The 20,957-nt window shown below is 61.6% G+C and carries 13 protein-coding genes and 1 pseudogene; 8 read left to right on the top strand and 6 right to left on the bottom strand.

The genetic code is table 11. The features are described from left to right. Positions 1 to 351 precede the first annotated feature (351 nt). Positions 352 to 2,367, bottom strand: a complete 2,016-nt coding sequence (uvrB, locus tag P406_RS13590; RefSeq protein WP_024649959.1) for an excinuclease ABC subunit UvrB — start codon at positions 2,365 to 2,367, stop codon at positions 352 to 354. Between the two features lie 402 nt (positions 2,368 to 2,769). Here uvrB and P406_RS13595 point away from each other — a divergent pair, with 402 nt between their 5' ends. Then, positions 2,770 to 3,966: an amino acid aminotransferase gene (locus P406_RS13595; RefSeq protein WP_046236462.1), complete on the top strand. Its 1,197-nt coding sequence runs from the start codon at positions 2,770 to 2,772 to the stop codon at positions 3,964 to 3,966. Positions 3,967 to 4,125: 159 nt separating this feature from the next. Beyond that, on the top strand, positions 4,126 to 4,431 hold the full coding sequence (locus P406_RS13600; protein ID WP_046236463.1) for a hypothetical protein: 306 nt from the start codon (positions 4,126 to 4,128) through the stop codon (positions 4,429 to 4,431). 52 nt (positions 4,432 to 4,483) lie between these two features. On the opposite strand, the gene pvdQ is transcribed toward P406_RS13600, so the two are convergent. Further along, entirely contained in the window at positions 4,484 to 6,817 is a 2,334-nt protein-coding gene (gene pvdQ / locus P406_RS13605) for a bifunctional acylase PvdQ (protein ID WP_046236464.1), read from the bottom strand. 192 nt (positions 6,818 to 7,009) lie between these two features. Here pvdQ and P406_RS13610 point away from each other — a divergent pair, with 192 nt between their 5' ends. From P406_RS13610 to P406_RS13620, 3 genes are read left to right on the top strand one after another with little or no spacing between them, the layout of a single operon-like run. Next, complete coding sequence (locus P406_RS13610) at positions 7,010 to 8,182, top strand: efflux RND transporter periplasmic adaptor subunit (RefSeq protein ID WP_046236465.1); 1,173 nt, start codon at positions 7,010 to 7,012, stop codon at positions 8,180 to 8,182. Continuing rightward, on the top strand, positions 8,183 to 10,153 hold the full coding sequence (locus tag P406_RS13615; RefSeq protein WP_046236466.1) for a MacB family efflux pump subunit: 1,971 nt from the start codon (positions 8,183 to 8,185) through the stop codon (positions 10,151 to 10,153). 7 nt (positions 10,154 to 10,160) lie between these two features. Next, the gene (locus P406_RS13620; RefSeq protein WP_046236467.1) at positions 10,161 to 11,549 is read left to right on the top strand and encodes an efflux transporter outer membrane subunit; all 1,389 of its coding nucleotides are present in this window, start codon (positions 10,161 to 10,163) and stop codon (positions 11,547 to 11,549) included. A gap of 23 nt (positions 11,550 to 11,572) precedes the next feature. Here the strand turns inward: P406_RS13620 and P406_RS13625 are convergent. From P406_RS13625 to pvdP, 4 genes and pseudogenes are all read right to left on the bottom strand, one after another. Further along, positions 11,573 to 12,321, bottom strand: a pseudogene (locus tag P406_RS13625) (SDR family oxidoreductase). A gap of 80 nt (positions 12,322 to 12,401) precedes the next feature. Further along, the gene (locus tag P406_RS13630) at positions 12,402 to 14,021 is read right to left on the bottom strand and encodes a GMC family oxidoreductase (protein WP_046236468.1); all 1,620 of its coding nucleotides are present in this window, start codon (positions 14,019 to 14,021) and stop codon (positions 12,402 to 12,404) included. A gap of 237 nt (positions 14,022 to 14,258) precedes the next feature. Then, positions 14,259 to 15,209 carry an AraC family transcriptional regulator gene (locus tag P406_RS13635; RefSeq protein WP_046236469.1) on the bottom strand — a complete coding sequence of 317 codons (951 nt, stop codon included), beginning with the start codon at positions 15,207 to 15,209 and terminating at the stop codon, positions 14,259 to 14,261. A 331-nt stretch (positions 15,210 to 15,540) separates the two neighbouring features. Beyond that, positions 15,541 to 17,175 (bottom strand): pyoverdine maturation tyrosinase PvdP, encoded by a 1,635-nt coding sequence (gene pvdP, locus P406_RS13640; RefSeq protein WP_046236470.1) that lies wholly within the window; start codon positions 17,173 to 17,175, stop codon positions 15,541 to 15,543. Positions 17,176 to 17,357: 182 nt separating this feature from the next. Between pvdP and pvdM the strand changes: the two genes are divergently transcribed. The 3 genes from pvdM to pvdO are packed head-to-tail and all read left to right on the top strand — an operon-like array spanning position 17,358 to position 20,933. After that, positions 17,358 to 18,752, top strand: coding sequence for a pyoverdine-tailoring dipeptidase-like protein PvdM (pvdM, locus tag P406_RS13645; protein WP_046236471.1), 1,395 nt, complete (start codon positions 17,358 to 17,360; stop codon positions 18,750 to 18,752). Further along, positions 18,745 to 20,025, top strand: coding sequence for a pyoverdine-tailoring periplasmic protein PvdN (pvdN, locus tag P406_RS13650; protein ID WP_046236472.1), 1,281 nt, complete (start codon positions 18,745 to 18,747; stop codon positions 20,023 to 20,025). Before pvdM ends, pvdN begins: the two co-directional genes overlap by 8 nt. 47 nt (positions 20,026 to 20,072) lie before the next feature. Next, positions 20,073 to 20,933: a dihydropyoverdine dehydrogenase gene (pvdO, locus tag P406_RS13655; RefSeq protein ID WP_024664125.1), complete on the top strand. Its 861-nt coding sequence runs from the start codon at positions 20,073 to 20,075 to the stop codon at positions 20,931 to 20,933. Positions 20,934 to 20,957 lie beyond the last annotated feature (24 nt).

Consider the following 20,957-nt stretch of genomic DNA (forward strand, 5'->3'; position numbering starts at 1 on the left):
CCAAAGTGACCAAAGCCCCTGGCTCCGTTTCCGGCCCGACTTCGTCGGGTTCCTTCGCCCTGGCACTGATCCGGGGGTCCCCCGGATCAGCGCCAGGACTCAGCCGTCACTTACGTCGCACTCTGCGTCGTCTGTGCCATCGCGCTCAAAAAGCATTTTAGGGCAATTTGGCTAAAGGCACGGCTCGGGAGTTGATGACTGTCGTTCCTCACGCTCCGCGTGGGACTGCAGTTCGTGACGCTCCGCGTCACACGGCAGTTCTGTCAGGTGGATTGAGATTTGACCACGGCATGCCAACGCGGAGCATTGGCATGCAGGTCAGCGCGGATTGACGCAGCGTCGGCTAGCCAATCAAACCGCCAGCAACCGCTCGCGCAGTTTGCCGATTTCGTCGCGCATTTGTGCGGCGGCCTCGAATTCCAGGTCGCGGGCCAGTTGGTACATTTTTTCTTCCAGTTGGCGAATGCGTTTGTTGATCTCGCTCGGCGAGCGCAGTTCGTTCTCGTAGCGGGCGTTTTCTTCGGCGGCTTTGGCCATGCCTTTGCGCTTCTTGCTGCGCGAGCCGGGCACGGTGGCGCCTTCCATGATGTCGGCGACGTCCTTGAATACGCCTTTGGGCGTAATGCCATGTTCCAGGTTGAAGGCGATCTGTTTCTCGCGACGTCGCTCGGTCTCGCCGATGGCGCGCTCCATCGAGCCGGTAATCCGGTCGGCATACAGAATCGCCCGGCCGTTGAGGTTCCGTGCCGCCCGGCCAATGGTCTGGATCAGCGAACGGTCGGAGCGCAGGAAGCCTTCCTTGTCGGCATCGAGAATTGCCACCAGCGACACTTCCGGCATGTCCAGACCTTCACGCAGCAGGTTGATGCCCACCAGCACATCGAATGTCCCCAGGCGCAGGTCGCGGATGATTTCGACGCGTTCCACCGTATCGATGTCCGAGTGCAGGTAACGTACGCGCACCCCGTGGTCGCTCAGGTAGTCGGTCAAATCCTCGGACATGCGCTTGGTCAGCGTGGTGACCAGCACCCGCTCTTCAAGTGCAGCACGCTTGTGAATTTCCGACAGCAGATCGTCGACCTGGGTCAGCGCCGGACGAATCTCGATCTGCGGGTCCACCAGGCCGGTCGGACGCACCACCTGCTCGACGATACGCCCGGCATGCTCAGCCTCGTAGTTACCCGGAGTCGCCGAGACGAAAATGGTCTGCGGGCTGATCGCCTCCCACTCGTCGAAGCGCATCGGCCGGTTATCCAGTGCCGATGGCAGACGGAAACCGTACTCAACCAGGGTTTCCTTGCGCGAACGGTCACCTTTGTACATCGCGCCGACCTGCGGCACGCTGACGTGGGATTCGTCGATCACCAGCAAGGCATCGGGGGGCAGGTAGTCGAACAGGGTCGGCGGCGGCGCACCGGACGGACGGCCCGACAGGTAGCGCGAGTAGTTTTCGATACCGTTGCAGTAGCCCAGCTCCAGCATCATTTCCAGGTCGAAACGGGTGCGCTGCTCAAGACGCTGGGCTTCCACCAGTTTGTTCTGGCTGCGCAGGTACTCGAGGCGCTCCTGCAGTTCGACCTTGATGTTTTCCATCGCCTCGATCAGCGTTTCGCGCGGAGTGACGTAGTGGCTTTTCGGGTAGAAGGTGAAGCGCGGCAGCTTGCGAATCACCTCGCCGGTCAGCGGATCGAACGCCGACAGGCTCTCGACCTCGTCATCGAACAGCTCGATACGAATCGCTTCCAGATCGGATTCGGCCGGGTAGATGTCGATCACATCACCGCGCACCCGGAAGGTCGCACGGGCAAAGTCCATGTCGTTACGGGTGTACTGCAGATCGGCCAGACGGCGCAGCAAGGCACGCTGATCGAGTTTGTCGCCGCGATCGATGTGCATGACCATGCGCAGGTAGGTTTCCGGACTGCCCAGGCCGTAGATGCACGACACCGTGGTGACGATGATCGCATCCTTGCGCTCCAGCAGCGCCTTGGTCGCCGACAGACGCATCTGCTCGATGTGGTCGTTGATCGACGCATCCTTCTCGATGAAGGTGTCGGACGACGGCACATAGGCTTCAGGCTGGTAGTAGTCGTAGTAGGAGACGAAGTACTCCACGGCATTGTTCGGGAAAAACGCCTTGAATTCGCCATACAACTGCGCGGCCAGGGTCTTGTTCGGCGCCAGCACCAGCGTCGGGCGCTTGATCTGGGAAATCACGTTGGCGATGCTGAACGTCTTGCCCGAGCCGGTCACCCCGAGCAAGGTCTGGTGCGCGAGCCCTGCGTCGATCCCTTCGACCAGTTGGCGAATGGCCTCGGGCTGATCGCCGGCTGGCTCAAAGCGGGTAACGAGCTGGAACTCGGACATAACTGACCTCTTGAATGGTGCGCGTGTGACGGGGTTCGCGTGAATCTTTCGGCGACCTGACCGCCTCGACGGCACAACTGGAAATATTCGTCGGCGCATGACGGCGCGCAACGACGAAATCATCGCAAACAGCCGTTCCCGCCGGGAAGCAGGCGTGCGATGTTTTGAAGTGATGGCTAATAGATGGAGTCATATATCAGCCTTTCAAGGCACGCACTTAAAGCATTGAGGTTTTAACCGAACGAACGTTCTACAAATATGCGCAAAAACCTGTAAAAAACCCGCCCTGCACTGTCGATCACCGAGGGGATGCTCTCTATACTACGCTCTGTTTGCGCACCGCTTTGGCGCATCGAGCCTCAGCGTGTCCCCTTCCCACTCTTCACCAAGAGCCGCCGCACCATGAGCCTGTTTTCCGCTGTCGAAATGGCACCCCGCGATCCGATCCTGGGTATCAACGAAGCCTTCAACGCCGACACCCGCAGCACCAAGGTCAACCTTGGCGTAGGCGTCTACTGTGATGAAGACGGGCGCATTCCCCTGCTGCGCGCCGTGGCAGAAGCCGAGAAGGTCCGCGTGGCCCAGCATGCCCCACGTGGCTACCTGCCGATCGACGGTATTGCCGCCTATGACCAGGCCGTGCAAAAACTGTTGCTGGGCGCCGATTCGCCGCTGATCGCCTCGGGCCGTGTGCTGACCACCCAATCGGTTGGCGGCACCGGCGCACTGAAGATCGGTGCCGACTTCCTCAAGCAGTTGCTGCCCGATGCCGTCGTCGCCATCAGCGACCCGAGCTGGGAAAACCATCGCGCGCTGTTCGAAACCGCGGGCTTTGTGGTGCAGAACTATCGCTACTACGACGCTGCCACTCACGACGTGAACCGTGCCGGCATGCTCGAAGACCTGCACAACCTGCCGAACAACTCGGTGGTCGTGCTGCACGCCTGCTGCCACAACCCGACCGGGGTCGACCTGAGCCTGGATGACTGGAAAAAAGTGCTGGAAGTGGTCAAGTCCAAGGGCCACGTCCCGTTTCTGGACATGGCCTATCAAGGCTTCGGTCAGGGCATTCAGGAAGATGCGCTGGCAGTGCGCCTGTTCGCCGAGTCGGGCCTGACCTTCTTCGCCTCGAGCTCGTTCTCCAAATCGCTGTCGCTGTATGGCGAACGCGTCGGCGCGCTGTCGATCATTACCGAATCGAAGGAAGAAACCACTCGCGTCCTGTCCCAGGTCAAACGCGTGATCCGCACCAACTACTCCAACCCGCCGACCCACGGTGCGATCATCTCCGCAGCGGTGCTTAACGACCCGACATTGCGTGCAATGTGGGAAGAGGAACTGGGCGAAATGCGTCTGCGCATCCAGGGCATGCGCAAGGCGATGGTCGAGCGTCTGGCTGATAACCCTGCCGGTCAGGACTTCAGCTTCGTCGCGCGCCAGTGCGGCATGTTCTCCTACTCCGGTCTGACCGCCGAACAGGCCCAGCGCCTGCGCAGCGAGTTCGGCATCTACGCGCTGGACACCGGGCGTATCTGCGTGGCCGCGCTGAACCAGAAGAACATCGACGTAGTGTGTGACGCGATCAAGCAGGTTCTTTAAGCTGCAAGCCGTAAGCTGCAAGCTGCAAGCAAAAGCAGAACCGCTCCTGCTTGCAGCTTGTAGCTCCCTGCTCCGCTGGGCACTTTCCATCGAACGATCTGAAAAAACCTGCCTCGAAACTCTGTCAGACCATTTTCTGAACCCGATATCGAGGTACTCATGTCTATCGAACCGCAACGTCAGAAAGCAACGACGCCAAATCAGGACGCACCTGCCAGCCCGGGCCCGGACCGCAACGATCCGGCAATCGAGCCGCAGGTCGGGGACGTAAAACCCGAGACTGAAAAGGGTAATGGCCAGGGCCAGACGCCCTCCCCCAGCCAGTCACAGACTCAGTCGCAGAGCCAGTCAACCGGTGACAGCGCCTACGTGCCTGACCATGAGCCGGAAGAAAAAACCGAGGATCTACGCAATCATCAGCCCACCACTGGCGTTGACGCCGATATCGATACACCCGGCGGCTGATTCCCGGCAAGCGCATTTGGGCCGCATGGCCCAAACGCTTTTCTTGCCTCTTTCAGCGATTGGCCTCCTCGCTTATCACCTGCACCTCATACGCTGGATCAGCCTTGATCTGTTGTTCAGTGAACGGCAACGCTTGCCACTGCTTTTTTGAAAACGCCTCAGTCTGGTCGCTTGAATGGGCTGACTGTGGATTGCTCGACTCCGAGAACGCCAGTAGACCCTGCGCCCTGGGGCCCTGCTCGTCGAACGACACCACCTGCAGGTAGCTGGTGCCACTGACCACCTCACGCTTGCCGTCCTTGCCAGCGATTGTCTGCATGGCGTTGTAGACGCCCAGCCCGGCCGGCCCGCCGTGAATCGGGATCTGCTTGCCGCTGATGCCGGAGACCTGAATGTCGCCCCATTTACTGCCTGCCGAGAGGCCTGCCTTGGCCACTTCATCGACCGCTGCGAGCATGGCCGTGCGCAGTGCGGTGGCAACAGAAGGGTTTTCAATCGCCAGCCCGCTCGGCGTGTGAACCGGGTCCCGTGGGTCGAACTCAACGCGCCAGCGCAAGGCAACAGCCTGCATGGACGTCACGATTCTCTGGAAGTACACGAAGCCGATGCCACTGTTCAGGTCAGCACGCCCGTCCCAGGCTTTCAGTGCGGTACACAGCGGCGTCAGACGCGCCGCATCATCACCCAGCTCAGAGGCACAGAACCTGAGCAGATCCGGCAGCACTTGCCCGGCCTGATAGACCTCGTTGTCCATGACCATCGCTTGCAGGTTCTCGACGCTGATCTTGCCCGCCTTCTTCAGGCTGCCCAGCCGATCCAGCGCAAAACGCGCTCGCTGTCCCAGCGGCTGACTGTCCTGGCTGATCAGCGGCGAAAACTCCTTCAACGGCGCAGCAGGGTTGACCATCCACGCCGAGTCGTTGGAGTGCTGCACGAAGTCGGTCCGCAGCAACTGCGGCTGGCGCGAGGACGGATAGATACCGGCTTGTGCCGCCTCTGCGGAGACCTCCCAGTTGCATTCACTGCGCGAGCCGTCGAGCACGATCAGCTCTGTGCCGATGCGCGGATCACTGCATCGGGCAAGCCGGGCGGCGTCAATGTTCGGCACCACCGAGAGGTTCATATACAGCGCCTGCCCCTTGGCATCGACTGCCAGGGTGTTGACCCACGGGATGCCCTGAATCTTGTGCACCGAATCCTGAAACGCCTTGAGGCTGTCGGCCTTGTCCATCGCATACCACTGCTGCAACACCCGATCATTTTGCAGATTGGCATCACGCAGACTGAAGGCAAACTTTTCGTCCCAGTCCAGCCTGCCCGGCCACTGCACCACCGGACCGAACGTTGACGAATAGACGATGCGTGGCACCGACTTCAGGCTGCCATCCGCTTGCTTCACCTCGACACTCACCTGCTGCTTGCCCATGGCAACCGATTGGCCATCCAGCAGGTAACGGGTGGAATCCTTCGGGTCGAGCTGCAGGCGATGCAGCGTGAAGTGTTTCGACGTGTCGACGGTATGGCTCCAGGCCAGATGCTGATTGAAGCCGATATTGATCAGCGGCAGGCCCGGCAGCGCTGCGCCCATCACGTCGAGTTTGCCGGGAATGGTCAGATGCATTTGATAGAAACGCAGGCCGCCAGTCCATGGAAAATGCGGATTGGCCAGCAGCATGCCGCGCCCGTTGGCGGACAGCTCGCGCCCTATTGCCACGGCATTGCTGCCGCGTTCCAGGGCAAAACGCTGGTTACGCGCAGCAGCCAGTTGCAGCGCCTGAGCCTGCGGAGCATTTACCTGCAGTGGCTTCTGCAGCGCAGGCGGCGTGGCACCGGCCAGCGCTTCGGCGAACTGCCCCACGCCCCCCTCGACCAGCAGGCGACGGGTCAAGCGCACCAGATCGTCGGTGCTGATCGGCCGAACCCACTCGGCCGCACAGGGCTGCGGCAGGCCCTTGGCCTTCTGCTCATCGAGCGAGCGGTTGTAACCGGCGACATAGCCCTGCATCAACTGGCGAATCTCCAGTGGCTGCGCATTCCAGAAATCCGCCAGTGCCTGCGGCGTATTGAGCCACTGGAACAACAGGTCACTGGCCATGTTGTTGCGCTGCTCAAGGGTCGCCTTATCGGGGCCAAAATAGCGCGAGCGCTGGCCGTTTACGGTGACCACCTCATTGGCCAACAGGCACAGGTTGTCCTGCGCGTAGGCATAACCGATGCCGTAACCCAGACCGCGCTCATTGGCGGCAACGATATGCGGCACGCCAAAACCGGTCCGCCGGATCTCGGCCCTGGCCGCCTGATTTCCAGGCTCAACCAAGGCCTGCGCAGGCAGAACCACAGCGAACGAAAGACCTGCAAACAGAAAACCGCACAGGGGTCTGGACATAATCACGCTGACTCCAACTCGACAAGACGACCCGAATTAGCCGCTCCCGTTAAACGAAGCACGGACGCTGATGTTTAGCCGAAGCGGACAACCCGTGATCGACGCTAAATTCCTGCCGGCATGCCTCGTTTAAAGGGCAGCTCTCGTGGCCGTCGTTCACCGATCGACTGATCTCCCAGCGCAGGAATCTGCATGAAACGCTCTCGACATCCTCGACGCGCCCTCCTGGTGGCGCTTTGCCTGTTCCCGGTCATTGCCGTATGCGCCTGGCAGATCCTGCCCGACAGCAAAAGCAGCGCCGCGACTGTGCCGGTGACCCGCGGCACGATCGAAAACAGCGTCACGGCGCTCGGCACCCTGCAGCCGCGCAGCTACGTGGACGTGGGTTCGCAGGCCAGTGGGCAGATCATGAAAATCCACGCCCAGGTCGGCGACCAGGTCAAGGAAGGCGACCTGTTGGTCGAGATCGACCCTTCGACGCAAAAAGCCAAGCTCGACGCCGCACGCTACGCCATCGATAACCTCAAGGCGCAATTGCAGGAACAGCGTGCGCTGCACGAACTGGCCGAACAGAAGCAGCAGCGCCAGAAGCGCCTCGCCGCAGGCGGTGCCACACGGGCCGAGGACGTGCAGGCTGCGGAATCGGAATTTCGCGCCACCCAGGCACGGGTCGACATGTTCAAGGCGCAGATTCTCGAAGCCCAGGCCGCTCTGCGCAGCGACGAAGCGGCGCTGGGCTACACCCGTATTTTCGCGCCCATGAGCGGCACAGTGGTGGCACTCGACGCACGTGAAGGCCAGACATTGAACGCGCAACAACAGACGCCGCTGATTCTGCGCATCGCCCGCTTGTCGCCGATGACGGTCTGGGCCGAGGTCTCGGAAGCCGATATCGGCCATGTCAAACCTGGCATGACCGCCTATTTCACCACCCTGAGCGGCGGCACCCGGCGCTGGAGCAGCACCGTGCGGCAGATCCTGCCAGTCCCGCCCAGGCCGCTGGATCAAGCCAATCAGGGCGGTGGTAGCCCAAGCAGTTCGCGCAAGAACGGCGGTGGCCGGGTGGTGCTGTACACCGTGCTGCTGGACGTGGATAACAGCGATCAGGCGCTGATGGCAGAAATGACCGCACAGATATTCTTCGTCGCCGAGAAAGCCGAGAACACCCTCACCGCGCCACTCGCGGCGTTGCGAAACGGGGCGCAGGCCGATCGGCAGACCGCTCAGGTGTTGTCTGCCAATGGCGAGGTGCAGGACCGTCAGGTGCGCACCGGCATCAGCGACCGTCTGCGCGTGCAGGTACTCGACGGCCTGGATGAAGGTGAGCGCCTGCTGGTGCCCGCCTCCGTCGGCAGCGGGGGCTGAATGCGCACGCCGCTGATCGACCTGCGGGGTATCCGCAAATCCTACGGCGGAGGCGACAGCCCGCGGGTCAACGTGCTGCGCGGCATCGATCTGTCGATTCATGCCGGTGAGTTCGTGGCGATTGTCGGCGCTTCCGGGTCCGGCAAGTCGACGCTGATGAACATCCTCGGTTGTCTGGACCGTCCGACCTCGGGCGAATACCTGTTCGCCGGAGAAAACGTCGCCGCGCTGGGCAGCGACGAACTCGCCTGGCTGCGCCGCGAAGCGTTCGGGTTCGTGTTTCAGGGCTATCACCTGATTCCGTCCGGCTCGGCGCAGGAAAACGTCGAGATGCCGGCGATCTACGCCGGGACGCCCGCCGCAGAGCGTCACGCGCGGGCCGCCGCCCTGCTCGACCGGCTGGGCCTGGCGTCGCGCACCGGCAATCGACCGCATCAGTTGTCCGGCGGCCAGCAGCAACGGGTTTCCATCGCCCGCGCCTTGATGAATGGCGGGCACATCATCCTCGCCGACGAGCCCACCGGCGCGCTGGACAGCCACAGCGGCGCGGAGGTGATGACCCTGCTGGACGAACTGGCCAGCCAGGGTCATGTGGTGATCCTCATCACCCATGACCGGGAAGTGGCGGCGCGCGCCAAACGGGTCATCGAGATCAGTGATGGCCTGGTGATCAGCGATACCGCCAATGACCGGTCCACGCCGCCTGCAGACAATCCGGGCGCGCTGCAAGCGGTCGACCTGCGCAAGCGCCTGAGCGAGGGCAGCGGCAGTCACAGCGCCTGGCAAGGCGAGCTGCTCGATGCGGTTCAGGCGGCGTGGCGCGTCATGTGGATCAACCGCTTCCGAACTGCGCTGACGCTGCTGGGCATCGTCATCGGCGTGGCGTCGGTGGTGGTGATGCTGGCAGTTGGCGAAGGCAGCAAGCGTCAGGTCATGGCGCAGATGTCCTCGTTCGGCTCCAACATCATTTACCTCAACGGCAAGGCGCCCAATCCGCGCGCGCCCAAGGGCGTCATCACCCTGGAGGAAGTCGCCGCGCTGGGCGACCTGCCCGAGGTGAAAATGATCATGCCGGTCAACGGCGGCCAGGCCGGGGTGCGCTACGGCAACGTCGATCATTCCAGTTACGTTGGCGGTAATGACACGCACTTTCCGGCAATCTTCAACTGGCCGGTGGTGCAAGGCAGTTATTTCAGCGAGGCGGATGAGCAGAACGCAGCGGCCGTGGCAGTGATTGGTTACAAGGTTCGCCAGAAACTGTTTGGCGAGCAGACCGACCCTGTCGGCCAGTACATCCTGATCGAAAACGTGCCTTTTCAGGTGGTGGGCGTGCTGCAGGAAAAAGGCGCCACGTCGGGCGATCTGGACAGCGACAATCGCATCGCCATCCCCTACTCGTCGGCCAGCATCCGCCTATTCGGCACGCAGGACCCCGAGTACATCACCATCGCCACCCGCGACGCCAACAACGTCAAACAGGCCGAACAATCAATACGCAACCTGCTGCAACAACTGCATCACGGCAAACAGGATTACGAGCTGACCAACAACGCCGCGATGATCCAGGCCGAAGCACGCACCCAGAACACCCTGTCGCTGATGCTCGGCTCGATTGCCGCCATTTCCTTGCTGGTCGGCGGTATCGGCGTGATGAACATCATGCTGATGACGGTGCGCGAACGCACCCGTGAAATCGGCATCCGCATGGCCACCGGCGCGCGGCAGAGCGACATCCTGCGGCAGTTTCTCACCGAGGCGATGATGCTTTCCGTGGTCGGCGGGCTGGCCGGTATCGTGCTGGCGCTGGGCATGGGCGCAGCGCTGCTGCTGAGTAAGGTGGCGGTGGCGTTTACCTTGCCGGCAGTAGCCGGGGCGTTTGCCTGCGCCCTGATCACCGGCGTGATCTTCGGCTTCATGCCGGCCCGCAAAGCTGCCCGCCTCGACCCGGTCGCGGCCCTCACCAGTGAATGATCGATCAATGAAGCCGAGTCTCTCCGTTTTGACTGCCTGTCTGTTGCTGAGCGCCTGCCAGACGCCTGCTCCGCCGCCGGAAAGCGGCATCCAGCCACCGGCAAGCTGGGCCTTTGCCGAAAACGCCGCCGCACAGCGCAGCGACGTGCGTTGGTGGCAGCAGTTCGGCAGTCCGCAGCTGAATCGCCTGATCGAACAGGCCAGCCGCGACAGCCACGAAGTCGCTGCGGCGATGGCACGGGTTCGTCAGGCACAGGCCAGCGCCATCATCGGCGGCGCGCCCTTGCTCCCGGAACTGGCCTTTGACCTGCGCGGCGAACGCAACCGGTTCCTGCGCAACAGCGACCGCAAGGCCAACCCTTCAGATGACAACAACACCAACAACTTCACCAGCGACCTGACCGCCAGCTATGAAGTGGATTTCTGGGGCGGCATCGCAGCGGGACGCGACAGCGCACTACAGGGCCTGCGCGCCAGCCAGTTCGATCAGGCGACCGTGGAGCTGACCCTGCTGGCCAACGTCGCCGATCGCTATGCGCAAACCCTGGCGGCGCGCGAGCAAGGGCGGATTGCCGAACTGAACCTGACCAACGCACAAGACGTGCTGCGTCTGGTGCAGACCCGTTATGAATCGGGCTCGGCAACAGCACTGGAGCTGGCACAGCAGAAGAATCTGGTTGCGACCCAGCAGCGCGAACTGCCCCGTGTTCAGCAACTGGCCAACGAGCAGTTGATCACCCTGGCGGCCTTGCTCGGTCAGCCGGTGCAGAATCTGCACCTCGCGGATCAGCCCTTCGACACCCTGAACTGGCCGGACATCGGCCCCGGCCTGCCCAGCGAACTGCTGACCCGCCGCCCTGATCTGGCCAAGGCCGAGGCCGACCTGACAGCGGCACAGGCCAATGTCACCGTCGCCCGCGCCGCCATGCTGCCGAAACTGACCCTGAGCGCCAGGCTCGGCACCGAAAACACCCGCGCCGAAGACTGGCTGCGCGCACCGTTCAGCAGCCTCGCTGCCGGGCTGGTCGGACCGATCTTCAACAATGGCCGTCTGGCCGCCGAGCGCGACAAAGCCACAGCGCGTCAGGAAGAACTGCTGGAAACCTATCGCGGCGCGATCATCAACAGCTTCGCCGACGTGGAAAAAGCCTTGAACAGCATTCGCGGCCTGGATCAACAGCGCTACTGGCACGAAGAAGAACTCAAACAGGCGCAAACCGCCTTCCGCATCGCCCAGAGCCGCTACCAGGAAGGCGCCGAGGACCTGCTCACCGTACTGGAAACCCAGCGCACGCTGTACCTGGCGCAGGATGTCAGCGTGCAACTGCGGCTGGCGCGCCTGCAGGCGAGCATCGCGCTGTACAAGGCACTGGGTGGGGGTTGGCAGGTGCGCTGAGCGGGCTTCAGGCCCGCTATTCCTCAAACTTGCGCTTTGCCACCGTCTACACACAGCTCGATACCCGCAATGAAACTGCTGTCGTCGCAGGCAAGGAACAGCGCGGCCGCGGCCACTTCCTCAGGGCGGCCAAGACGGCCCAGTGGAATACCTCTGATCAGCGCTGTTTCATCTGAGCGACGTGCTCTTGCGCAAGCCCTTCCAGGCCCATGATCGGCGTGTCGATCGGGCCCGGGCTTAGTGTATTGACGCGAATATCTCGACTTTGCAGCTCGGCTGTCCAGGTTGGGGCAAACGAGCGTATGGCTGCCCTTGTAGCGCTGTAAGTGCTGCAGCCCGAAACGCCCCTGCTGGCGGCAATGGACGAATTCAAGATGATCGAGCCGCCGTCGTGCATCAACACCAGTGCCTTTTGCACGCTGAACAACAGGCCTTTGACGTCGGTATCAAAAACCTTGTCGTAGTGCGCCGCACCGGCGCCATCGATGGATTGCATTTCCATAATGCCGGCGTTGGCAAAGAGCACGTCAATTCAGCCTTTCTCGCGCCTGACCACTGGGTAGAGTCGGTCCAGATCGTCAAGACTGGACACATCGCCTTGTACGACTGTCACGTTACGACCTATACGTGCAACGGCCTCGTCCAGCTCGGGCTGACGTCTACCCGTGATAAACACATAGGCGCCCTCTTCCACAAAACGCTGGGCGGTCGCAAGACCGATGCCGCTGCTGCCGCCGGTAATCATCGCAATTTTGCCTTGAAGCCTGCTCATGATGATGCTCTCGAAAAGGTGAAAGTCAGCGAGTACCCACCGGGCACTCGCTGCATGATCTAAGGCATGGATCAAATTATTCAGGACTTGCCAGTGAGCAGGCTGCCCAAGCGTTCCCCGATGATCACGCACGGGGCCATGGTGTTGCCGGTGGTTACTCGCGGCATGATCGAGGCGTCCGCGACCCTCAGGTTGTCGATGCCATAGACGCGCAATTGCGCGTCCACCACCGATAACTCATCAATACCCATTCTGGCCGTACCGGACTGGTGCCAGACGGTCGATGCGGTGTTGCGCACGAACGACTCCAGATCCTTGCGGTTCATCTTTCCGGGCATCACCTCACGGCGCACAAACGGGCGCAGGGTCGAGCTGTTGCCGATCTCTCGGCAAAATTCGACTGCACGCACCAGCGCCTGCAGATCTTCGGGTTCGGCAAGCGCACCGCTGTCGATTCTCAGTGCGTCCCGGTGCCCGCCGCCAGACAACGTGATCGAGCCACGGCATTTGGGCCGTACCAGCCCCGGCAACAAAGACCATGCGCTGGCCGGAGGGTTGAACGTCGCCTGCGCTTCAAACGAGGCAATGGGCATTTCAGCGAGAAAGGTCTGGATGTCGGGTACATCGAGCGCCGGATCACTCTTCCAGAAGAACGTCGATTCCCCGGCGTTGTTGCGCGCCGCATGAGCCTGCTCGTATTCCCAGATGCACCCCGAGACCATGATGTGGTCCTGATAATTCTGGCCGACACCCGGCAGATTCTCTAGCGGAGCGATACCATGCCGAACCAGTTGCTGCGCATCGCCGATTCCGGACAGCATCAACACCTTGGGTGTGTTGATGGCACCCAGTGACAGCACGACTTCCTCTCGTGCTCTGAAACTCATGATCCTGCCTTCATGAATGACCTCGACCCCGACCGCTCGCTTGCCTTCCAGCAACACGCGCAATACATGGGTGTGGGCCAGGACCGTCAGGTTGGGCTGCGCCATCAACGGGTACACATAACTGCGAAAAATCGAACGGCGGCGACCGTTTTCCAGACACATATTGACCAGTGCCGCGCCACCCGCGCCCTCCATCATCGCGCCGTTCTGGTCATCGAAAACAGGCATTCCGAGCTCCGCCACAGCTCCCAGCATGGCTGGTGCAATCGGGTTGGGATCAGGCGCAGGCTGCACGAAGACCAGACCGCCCGTGCCTCTGCGCAGTGCGTCTGGCGTACCCTGCCAGTTCTCGATACGTCGATAGGTGGCGAGTGTCGATTGATAATTCCAGGCCGGATCACCTGATTCGCTGGCAAAGTGGTCCCAGTCACTGCTGTGCCCGCGCGCCCAGACCATCACGTTGATCGAGGATCCACCGCCCAGCACCTTGCCCATCGACAAGGGAATGGCCCGGTTATTGAGGTGCGGGTTGGGTTGTGCCTGAAACTGCCAGTCGCGCTCGCTGCCCAGGTTGGTGAACCAGATACTGGCATCGGTAACACTGGGCACATCATCGGTGCCGCCTGCCTCCAGGAGCAGAACACTGACGTCGGGATTCTCTGCCAGACGCCGCGCAACGACCGACCCGGATGTGCCGGAGCCACACACGATGTAATCGTAAGCGCCGTTCAGACTGGCTTTCAGTCGCCGCTGATTGTCTTCAACACGACGTGCAAAGTCTGCAGTGTCGGTTGCGCCGGTATAACTTTCCATAAGAGTGCCTTTGTAAAACTTCCATGAATTGACGGCGCAAAGCTGCCGAAGCCAATCGCGAAAGATGAATAACGGTGGGCTGTGACCGATGCGTCAGCGCAGCAGCCATTGAGATGAATCAGTCACTGAATGACAGGATCGATTCTAGGGCTCAGACGGCGTATCACCGTTACCTGCAAGGCGCGTGAGGGATGTCCACAAGGCGCTTTCAACTGATAAGGCGAGAGCAGAAGTTGCTCAGTTTAAAGTAGCCCGAACATGCGAGGGGCAAATACCGAACTGTGCCCGGTAGGCGCGACTGAAATGCGCTGCCGTGGTGAAACCGCACTGCCAGGCAACGTCCTGAACACTTGGCCGAAGCGTGCGGGTCGAACTGAGCAATTGCTGTGCGTGTTGCAGGCGGATATTCCAGACATCACGCATCACCGTCGTCTCCTGACTCCGGAACAAGCGTTGCAAGTGCTTGACTGAAACATGCACGGCACCGGCAATGGCCGCGCAGTCGAGTTCGGTGTCACTCAAACGCGTGTAAATGTAACGTCTGGCGCGCAACAGCACGACATCAGTGCTGCGCGAAACTGCCTTGTCGCCGGGGCCGCCCAGCATGGCGTCAATCAGCTCAAGCAATTGTCTGCCCATCAACTCGCGTATGACCAAGCCAGGGGCCGCCTGTTGCTGCGCGATGCAGTGGATCAGGTCACGGGCTGCGCGTATGTCTGCCGACTCCATGTCGGCAACCATCAGCCCCGGCAACGAATGCCTCAGGCCCCGATCGCGCAAACTGGACTTGGGAATGCGCAATACGGTCATTTGACCATGCTGGGTAAACGACTCCTGAAAGGATTGCCCGGGATCGATGAAGAACATGCTGCCAGCCATGAAGCGATGTTGCTTTCCGGCTTCGTCGATATCGACATACCCGCCGGTCATAAGCTTCAGATAAAGCCATTCCCCCTGCCAGCAATCCCGTTTTTCTCCAACCGGGATCAATACCAGAGATTTCAGATCAGCCTGCGTGACACCGATAGCCCCCAGGCTCCAGCTTTGCGCTGTGGAGTTGCCTGACAGGGTTTTATCGAACTCACAGTAAAGCCCGTGATGTTCCAGCATGACCTCAGACCAGTTGCCACCGGCATCGGGGCCCAGATCAAAGTGAATGTTGTTCGCGTCAAAAATTCCGGGTGTCATGAAAGGTGTTCTCGAGGGCGCAAGCAAGGAAGGGATGAGAAACGGCCGAACATCCAGACAGCTTGCGACCTGGCGCCACCCTACGCCTTTTGTTCGAGAATCAGGGGGTCACTCATGAAATATCCGACAGAGCGGAGTGCGTTAGGCTCTGTACGAAAAGTCGGCGAGCGAAGGTCAGGCAAGGCAAAAACAGGCGAGGAACGGCCGGGGTCGCGTTCGACTCTACGGGTTGTAAATGAGCATTCCGATTGGACTCGCATCCGTGCCTGTTTTTAACGCAGCATCACCGAGCGCAGCCACTTTTCGTACAGAGCCTAGGGGCCAGCGCTGCTCAAAACCACCTCTCCGGCAGCAGATTCCGTGCATACCAGGGCCGGCGCGGCACGCGGCGTAGCAAGTTGCTCAGTTTGTCATCGGCCGCAAAGGTGATGCGCAGCGCCAGCTTCATGACTTCCGGGTCCATTTCCATGGTCGTGCCCGCCGCCTGACCCGGTACGGTGCTGCAACCGTGGGTGTCCGGCCCCAGCCAGGGGTCGCTGACATTCACCCAGCGGCCTGGCGCAAACCACGGCACGCCGTTGACTTCCAGGCGCTTCACTTCGCCCGGATGAAAGCGCTCGTGGGCGCGGAACCAGTCCTCAATGCGGTCGTCAATCCAGCCATGGAACATCCAGAACACCGGGTTCACGTGCGATGAAAACGGGTCGGCAAGAAAGTCGTTTTCCGGCTCGAACCAGCGCTCGGCAAAATCATCCGAACGACGTGCCATCGGCACCGGCTGGCCGTTGGCCGGATCTCGGGCCACCGAGGCCCAGCGCATGTGCAGCCAGTCGTGCAGTTCCAGTTCGACCTGCGAACCAAACTGGCCCAAGGTCAGCTTCGACAAAAAACGCGGATCGCGATACTGCGATTCCCAGACCTGAAAATGCGTATGAAACGTCTCATGGCTTTTGATATCGCTGACCAGCTGGGTGTATTCCTCGTCGCCGTGCGCCAGCCAGTTGGGCGGCAGCGAACAACCGTCGTAATTGTCGAAATAGCGGGCAAAGCCCGGCCGGTCGCGCTCCAGCTCAGGCTGCGGCAGCGGAAAACGCGGCCAGGACGGCAGGTCCTGAATCCTGCGTGCCTGGATCAGCATGTGCCGGTGCATATAAAAGAAGTCTTCACCCGAGCCATTGCGGTCCTTGTGCGGGCCACGCGCATCGCGCTCATGATCACGCGGCCCCGGCTGCCAGCCGATGCCGCGCAATGCGTCACGCTTGTCTTCCGGCAACTTGTGCCATTTGTCTCGCGAGGCATGCCAGAGCTGATGGAACAGACGATGCTCCCTGGAAACCAGCCAGGCCAGAAACGGCGGGCTCAGACCAACCCTTTCCCGCGCCTCTGGAAACACCTGTTTGATCGCGATCAGACGGTTGTCCAGTTCCGGCAGAGCCAGCGGCCGGTCCAGACGTTCGATACGCCCGCTCAGGGTGCCACTGCCCGCGTTACCGAACGCGCCCCAGACTTCATCGAGGGTCAGGCTGAATTCGTAATCCGGGCTGTCGCTGTGCGGATCATTGCCGGCATGGCCGTCCATGACCCGCAGATAGAGTCTTGCGGCGTTGGCCGGTTGCAGATCGCCAATCACCCGAAAACGCGGCAGCGCATCGCCGCGCAATTGCTCGGCCGTGTCGATATAGCCGCGCAGACCGCGACCGCGCGGGGCAATATCGAGAAACATTTCCAGGCCTTCGAGCGGCGCACCGCTCAGCCCGGCATCGCGCCCCTCAAAGCGCAGAGTCCACACACCGCGCAACTTGTCGGCCAGGCGCTGGGTGGCGGTATCGGCAGGCCCCGCCGTGGCTTCGCCCGGCGTTTCCGGCAGGTCGACCCGGGTGAGTTCCCGATGCGCGTAATACGCTGCCGGAACTGCCGCACCGGTCAGCGCCAGACCCGCTATGAACCCTCGTCGAGAAATCGTCATTACCCTACCTGTTCCAGCCCCGAGACAGCCGTTATCCAAGCTAGAACGTAAACCCGGCAGACAAATTTAGCGCTGTACCCACATCCATGACCCCGCGCTAAATTTATCGGCGATCCGCTCGTTCTCCACCAGATAGCAACAGCCGTAGCAGGCTGCGCAACGGTTAACCACACGAGACGGAAATGACAAGACCGCGTTGGAAAAAAGCTCTCTTCATCGGCCTGCCGCTGGCCCTGGCCATTAGTGCAGGTACGGGCTTTCTGGCCTGGAATTACTGGTCGCCGGCAGGCTACCCGGTCAAGGTCATGCAACAGGCCGACGACCTGCAGGAGCGGATCATTTCCTTCGACAGCCACATCACCGTGCCGATGAAATTCGGCAGCGAGGGCAACGAAGCCGACAAGGACGGCTCGGGGCAGTTCGACCTGGTGAAAGCCGCGCGCGGACGCCTGTCCGGGGCTGCACTGACGGTATTCGGCTGGCCGGAAATCTGGAACGGCGACAACGCCCCGCATCGTCCGACACCCGGTTTCGTCGACGAAGCACGCCATCAGCAGGAAGTGCGCTACAAGATCATCACCGGCATGGTGCGCGATTTCCCCAATCAGGTCGGCATCGCCTACACCCCTGACGACATGCGCCGCCTGCACGGCGAAGGCAAGTTTGCGATCTTCATCAGCATGCTCAACGCCTACCCGCTGGGCAATGACCTGAGCCTGCTGGACCACTGGACCGCACGCGGCATGCGCATGTTCGGTTTCAGTTATGTCGGCAACAACAGCTGGGCCGATTCTTCACGTCCCCTGCCCTTTCTCAATGACACGCCCGACGCTCTGGGCGGCCTGTCGGAGATCGGCAGGCAGGCCGTGCAACGCCTCAACGACCTGGGCGTGATCATCGACGTGTCGCAGATGTCGAGCAAGGCGCTGCAACAGGTCAGCGAGCTGAGCCGCACGCCGATGGTCGCCTCGCACTCAGCGCCGCGTGCGCTGGTGGACATCCCGCGCAACCTCAGCGATGAGGAACTGCAGCTCATCAAGCGCAGCGGCGGCGTGGTGCAAATCGTCGCGTTCCCGGCCTATTTGAAGCCGCTGAGCCAGAACACCCAGGACAAGCTCAACGCGCTGCGCAAGGACTTCGACCTGCCACCGCTGCCGAACCTGGCCATGGCGCTGATGCCCGGCGACCCGATCATCACCGTCTGGCCGGAACAACGCTTCGGCGCCTATGCCAGCAAGCTGTACGCGATTCTCGAGGAGGAGCCCAAAGCCACGGTCAAGGACTTCGTCGACGCCATCGATTACACCGTCCGCAAAATCGGCATCGACCACGTCGGCATCAGCTCCGACTTCAACGATGGCGGCGGCGTGAAAGGCTTCAACGATGTCAGCGAAATCCGCAACGTGACGGCCGAACTGATCGAGCGCGGCTACGCCGAGGCGGATATCACCAAGCTGTGGGGCGGCAACTTTCTGCGTGTCTGGGAGCAGGTTCAGGCTGCTGCTCGTCCGGATGTGAAGCACATGAATCTCTCAAACGCCGCTACCCGACCCTCAGGCGCAGACGCTCATGACTGATCGCAGAACCTTCCTCAAACAGGCCGGGCTGCTCGCGGCGGCCCTGCCCCTGGGCTCCGGCCTGGCAACGGCGGCCATGACGCCAGCCACTCAACCGGCCTCCACGGATAAATGGACGCGCCTGAAACAGCTGTTCAATCAGGACCCGGACTACGTTCACCTCTCCAATTTTCTGGTCACCTCGCACCCGGCACCGGTTCGCCAGGCCATCGAACAGCATCGCGCGCATATCGACCGCAATCCCGGTCTGGCCATGGACTGGGACCTGGGAGAGACCGAGCGCCGCGAACACGAGGTTCGCGTCTGGGCCGGCAAGTACCTGAACGCCCAGCCCGGCCAGATCGCCCTGACCGGCAGCACCACTGAAGGCCTGGCGATCATCTACGGCGGTCTTCATGTGCGCCCGGATCAGGAGATTCTGACCACAGAGCACGAGCACTCCTGCGTCCGCGACATCCTCAAATTCCGTCAGCAGCGCGACGGCACGCAAGTGCGCAAGATTCGCCTGTTCAAGGACCCGGCTACCGTCTCGGCCGATGAAATCATCGGCGCCATCGCGCGCAGTATCCAGCCGAAAACGCGGGTACTGGGCATGACCTGGGTGCAGTCCGGCAGCGGCGTAAAACTGCCCATCGGGGACATCGGCGATCTGGTCGAGGAACACAACCGCAACCGTGACGACCAGGACCGCATCCTCTACGTGGTCGACGGCGTGCATGGCTTTGGCGTCGAGAACCTCGATTTCCCGGAGATGAAGTGCGACTTCTATGTCGCAGGCACCCACAAGTGGCTGTTCGGACCACGCGGCACCGGCATCGTCTGCGCCCGTTCGGAACAGGTCAAGGACCTCACGCCGCTGATCCCGACATTCTCGGAAGCCACCGGTTTCAGCACGATCATGACGCCCGGTGGCTACCACTCGTTCGAACACCGCTGGGCGTTGAACGAGGCGTTCAAATTGCACCTGCAACTGGGCAAGGCCGATGTGCAGGCTCGTATTCACCAGCTCAACGGTTACCTCAAACAGCGCCTCAAGGCCCAGCCCAATGTCGAGCTGGTGACGCCCATGGACCCTGCGCTGTCGGCGGGCTTCAGTTTCTTCCGGCTCAAGGGCCAGTCGTGCGACGACGTGGCGGCCTGGCTGATGAAGCAGCGCATGGTCGTTGACGCGGTGAGTCGCGACGTCGGCCCGGTGGTGCGCACCGCGCCGGGGCTGCTGAACAGCGAAGCCGAAATCGACCGTTTCATGACGCTGCTCGCCAGGCGCGCCTGACACAAATGCACCGATCACCTGTTTTCCGTTTTCCATCGAGACCCGTCATGAAAAAAACACTGCTGCCCCTGTCCGCCCTGCTCGGCCTTCTGCTCTGCGACAGCGCCCTGGCCGCCACGCCGGTACCCGCGCCCGGTAAGGTGTTCAAGGACTGCAAGGACTGCCCGGAAATGGTCGTGCTGCCTGCGGGCACCTTCACCATGGGTGCGCCCGAAGAGGAACTGGGTCGTCAGCCGGACGAAGGTCCTCTGCATGACGTGACCTTCGCCAAACCCTTCGCCATCAGCCGTTTTCAGGTGCTGAGCGGCGAGTGGAATGCCTACATCAAGAGCTCCGGCTACAAAATGCCGGACGGCGATACCCGGCCGGGTCGCGAGTGCAAAGCCGGCACGCCGCGCTACCCGCTGAGCCCGCGTCAGCCTGCGGTGTGCATGGACTGGAACGAAGCCAAGGCGTATGTCGAATGGCTGTCGAAAAAGACCGGCAAGTCCTACCACATGGTCAGCGAAGCCCAGCGCGAATACGCGGCACGCGGCGGCAGCAAGGGCTCCTTCCCGTTTCCGATGGACGAAGGCAAGCCTTACAGCATTGCCAAACACGCCAACACCTACGGCCCGGAAGACGGCTTCAGCTACACGGCACCCGCTGGCAGCTACAGCCCCAACGATTTCGGCATTTACGACGCCCACGGCAACGTCTACGAATGGACTGCCGATTGCGAGACCAGCAACTACAACGGCGCGCCCACCGATGGCAGCGCATGGCTGGCCGGTGATTGCACCTGGAAGATGATTCGCGGCAATGACTGGACCGAAGCGCCGATTTTCTCGCGCTCCGGCAACCGCAACAGCCGCCAGCCGGATGTACGGGGTGACTGGCTGGGTTTCCGGGTCGCCCGCGACCTCTGACGGACTTCATGCGCGCCCCGGCCT

Origin of the sequence: Pseudomonas syringae pv. coryli str. NCPPB 4273, from assembly GCF_000972175.1 — a bacterium.
Classification (GTDB): domain Bacteria; phylum Pseudomonadota; class Gammaproteobacteria; order Pseudomonadales; family Pseudomonadaceae; genus Aquipseudomonas; species Aquipseudomonas syringae.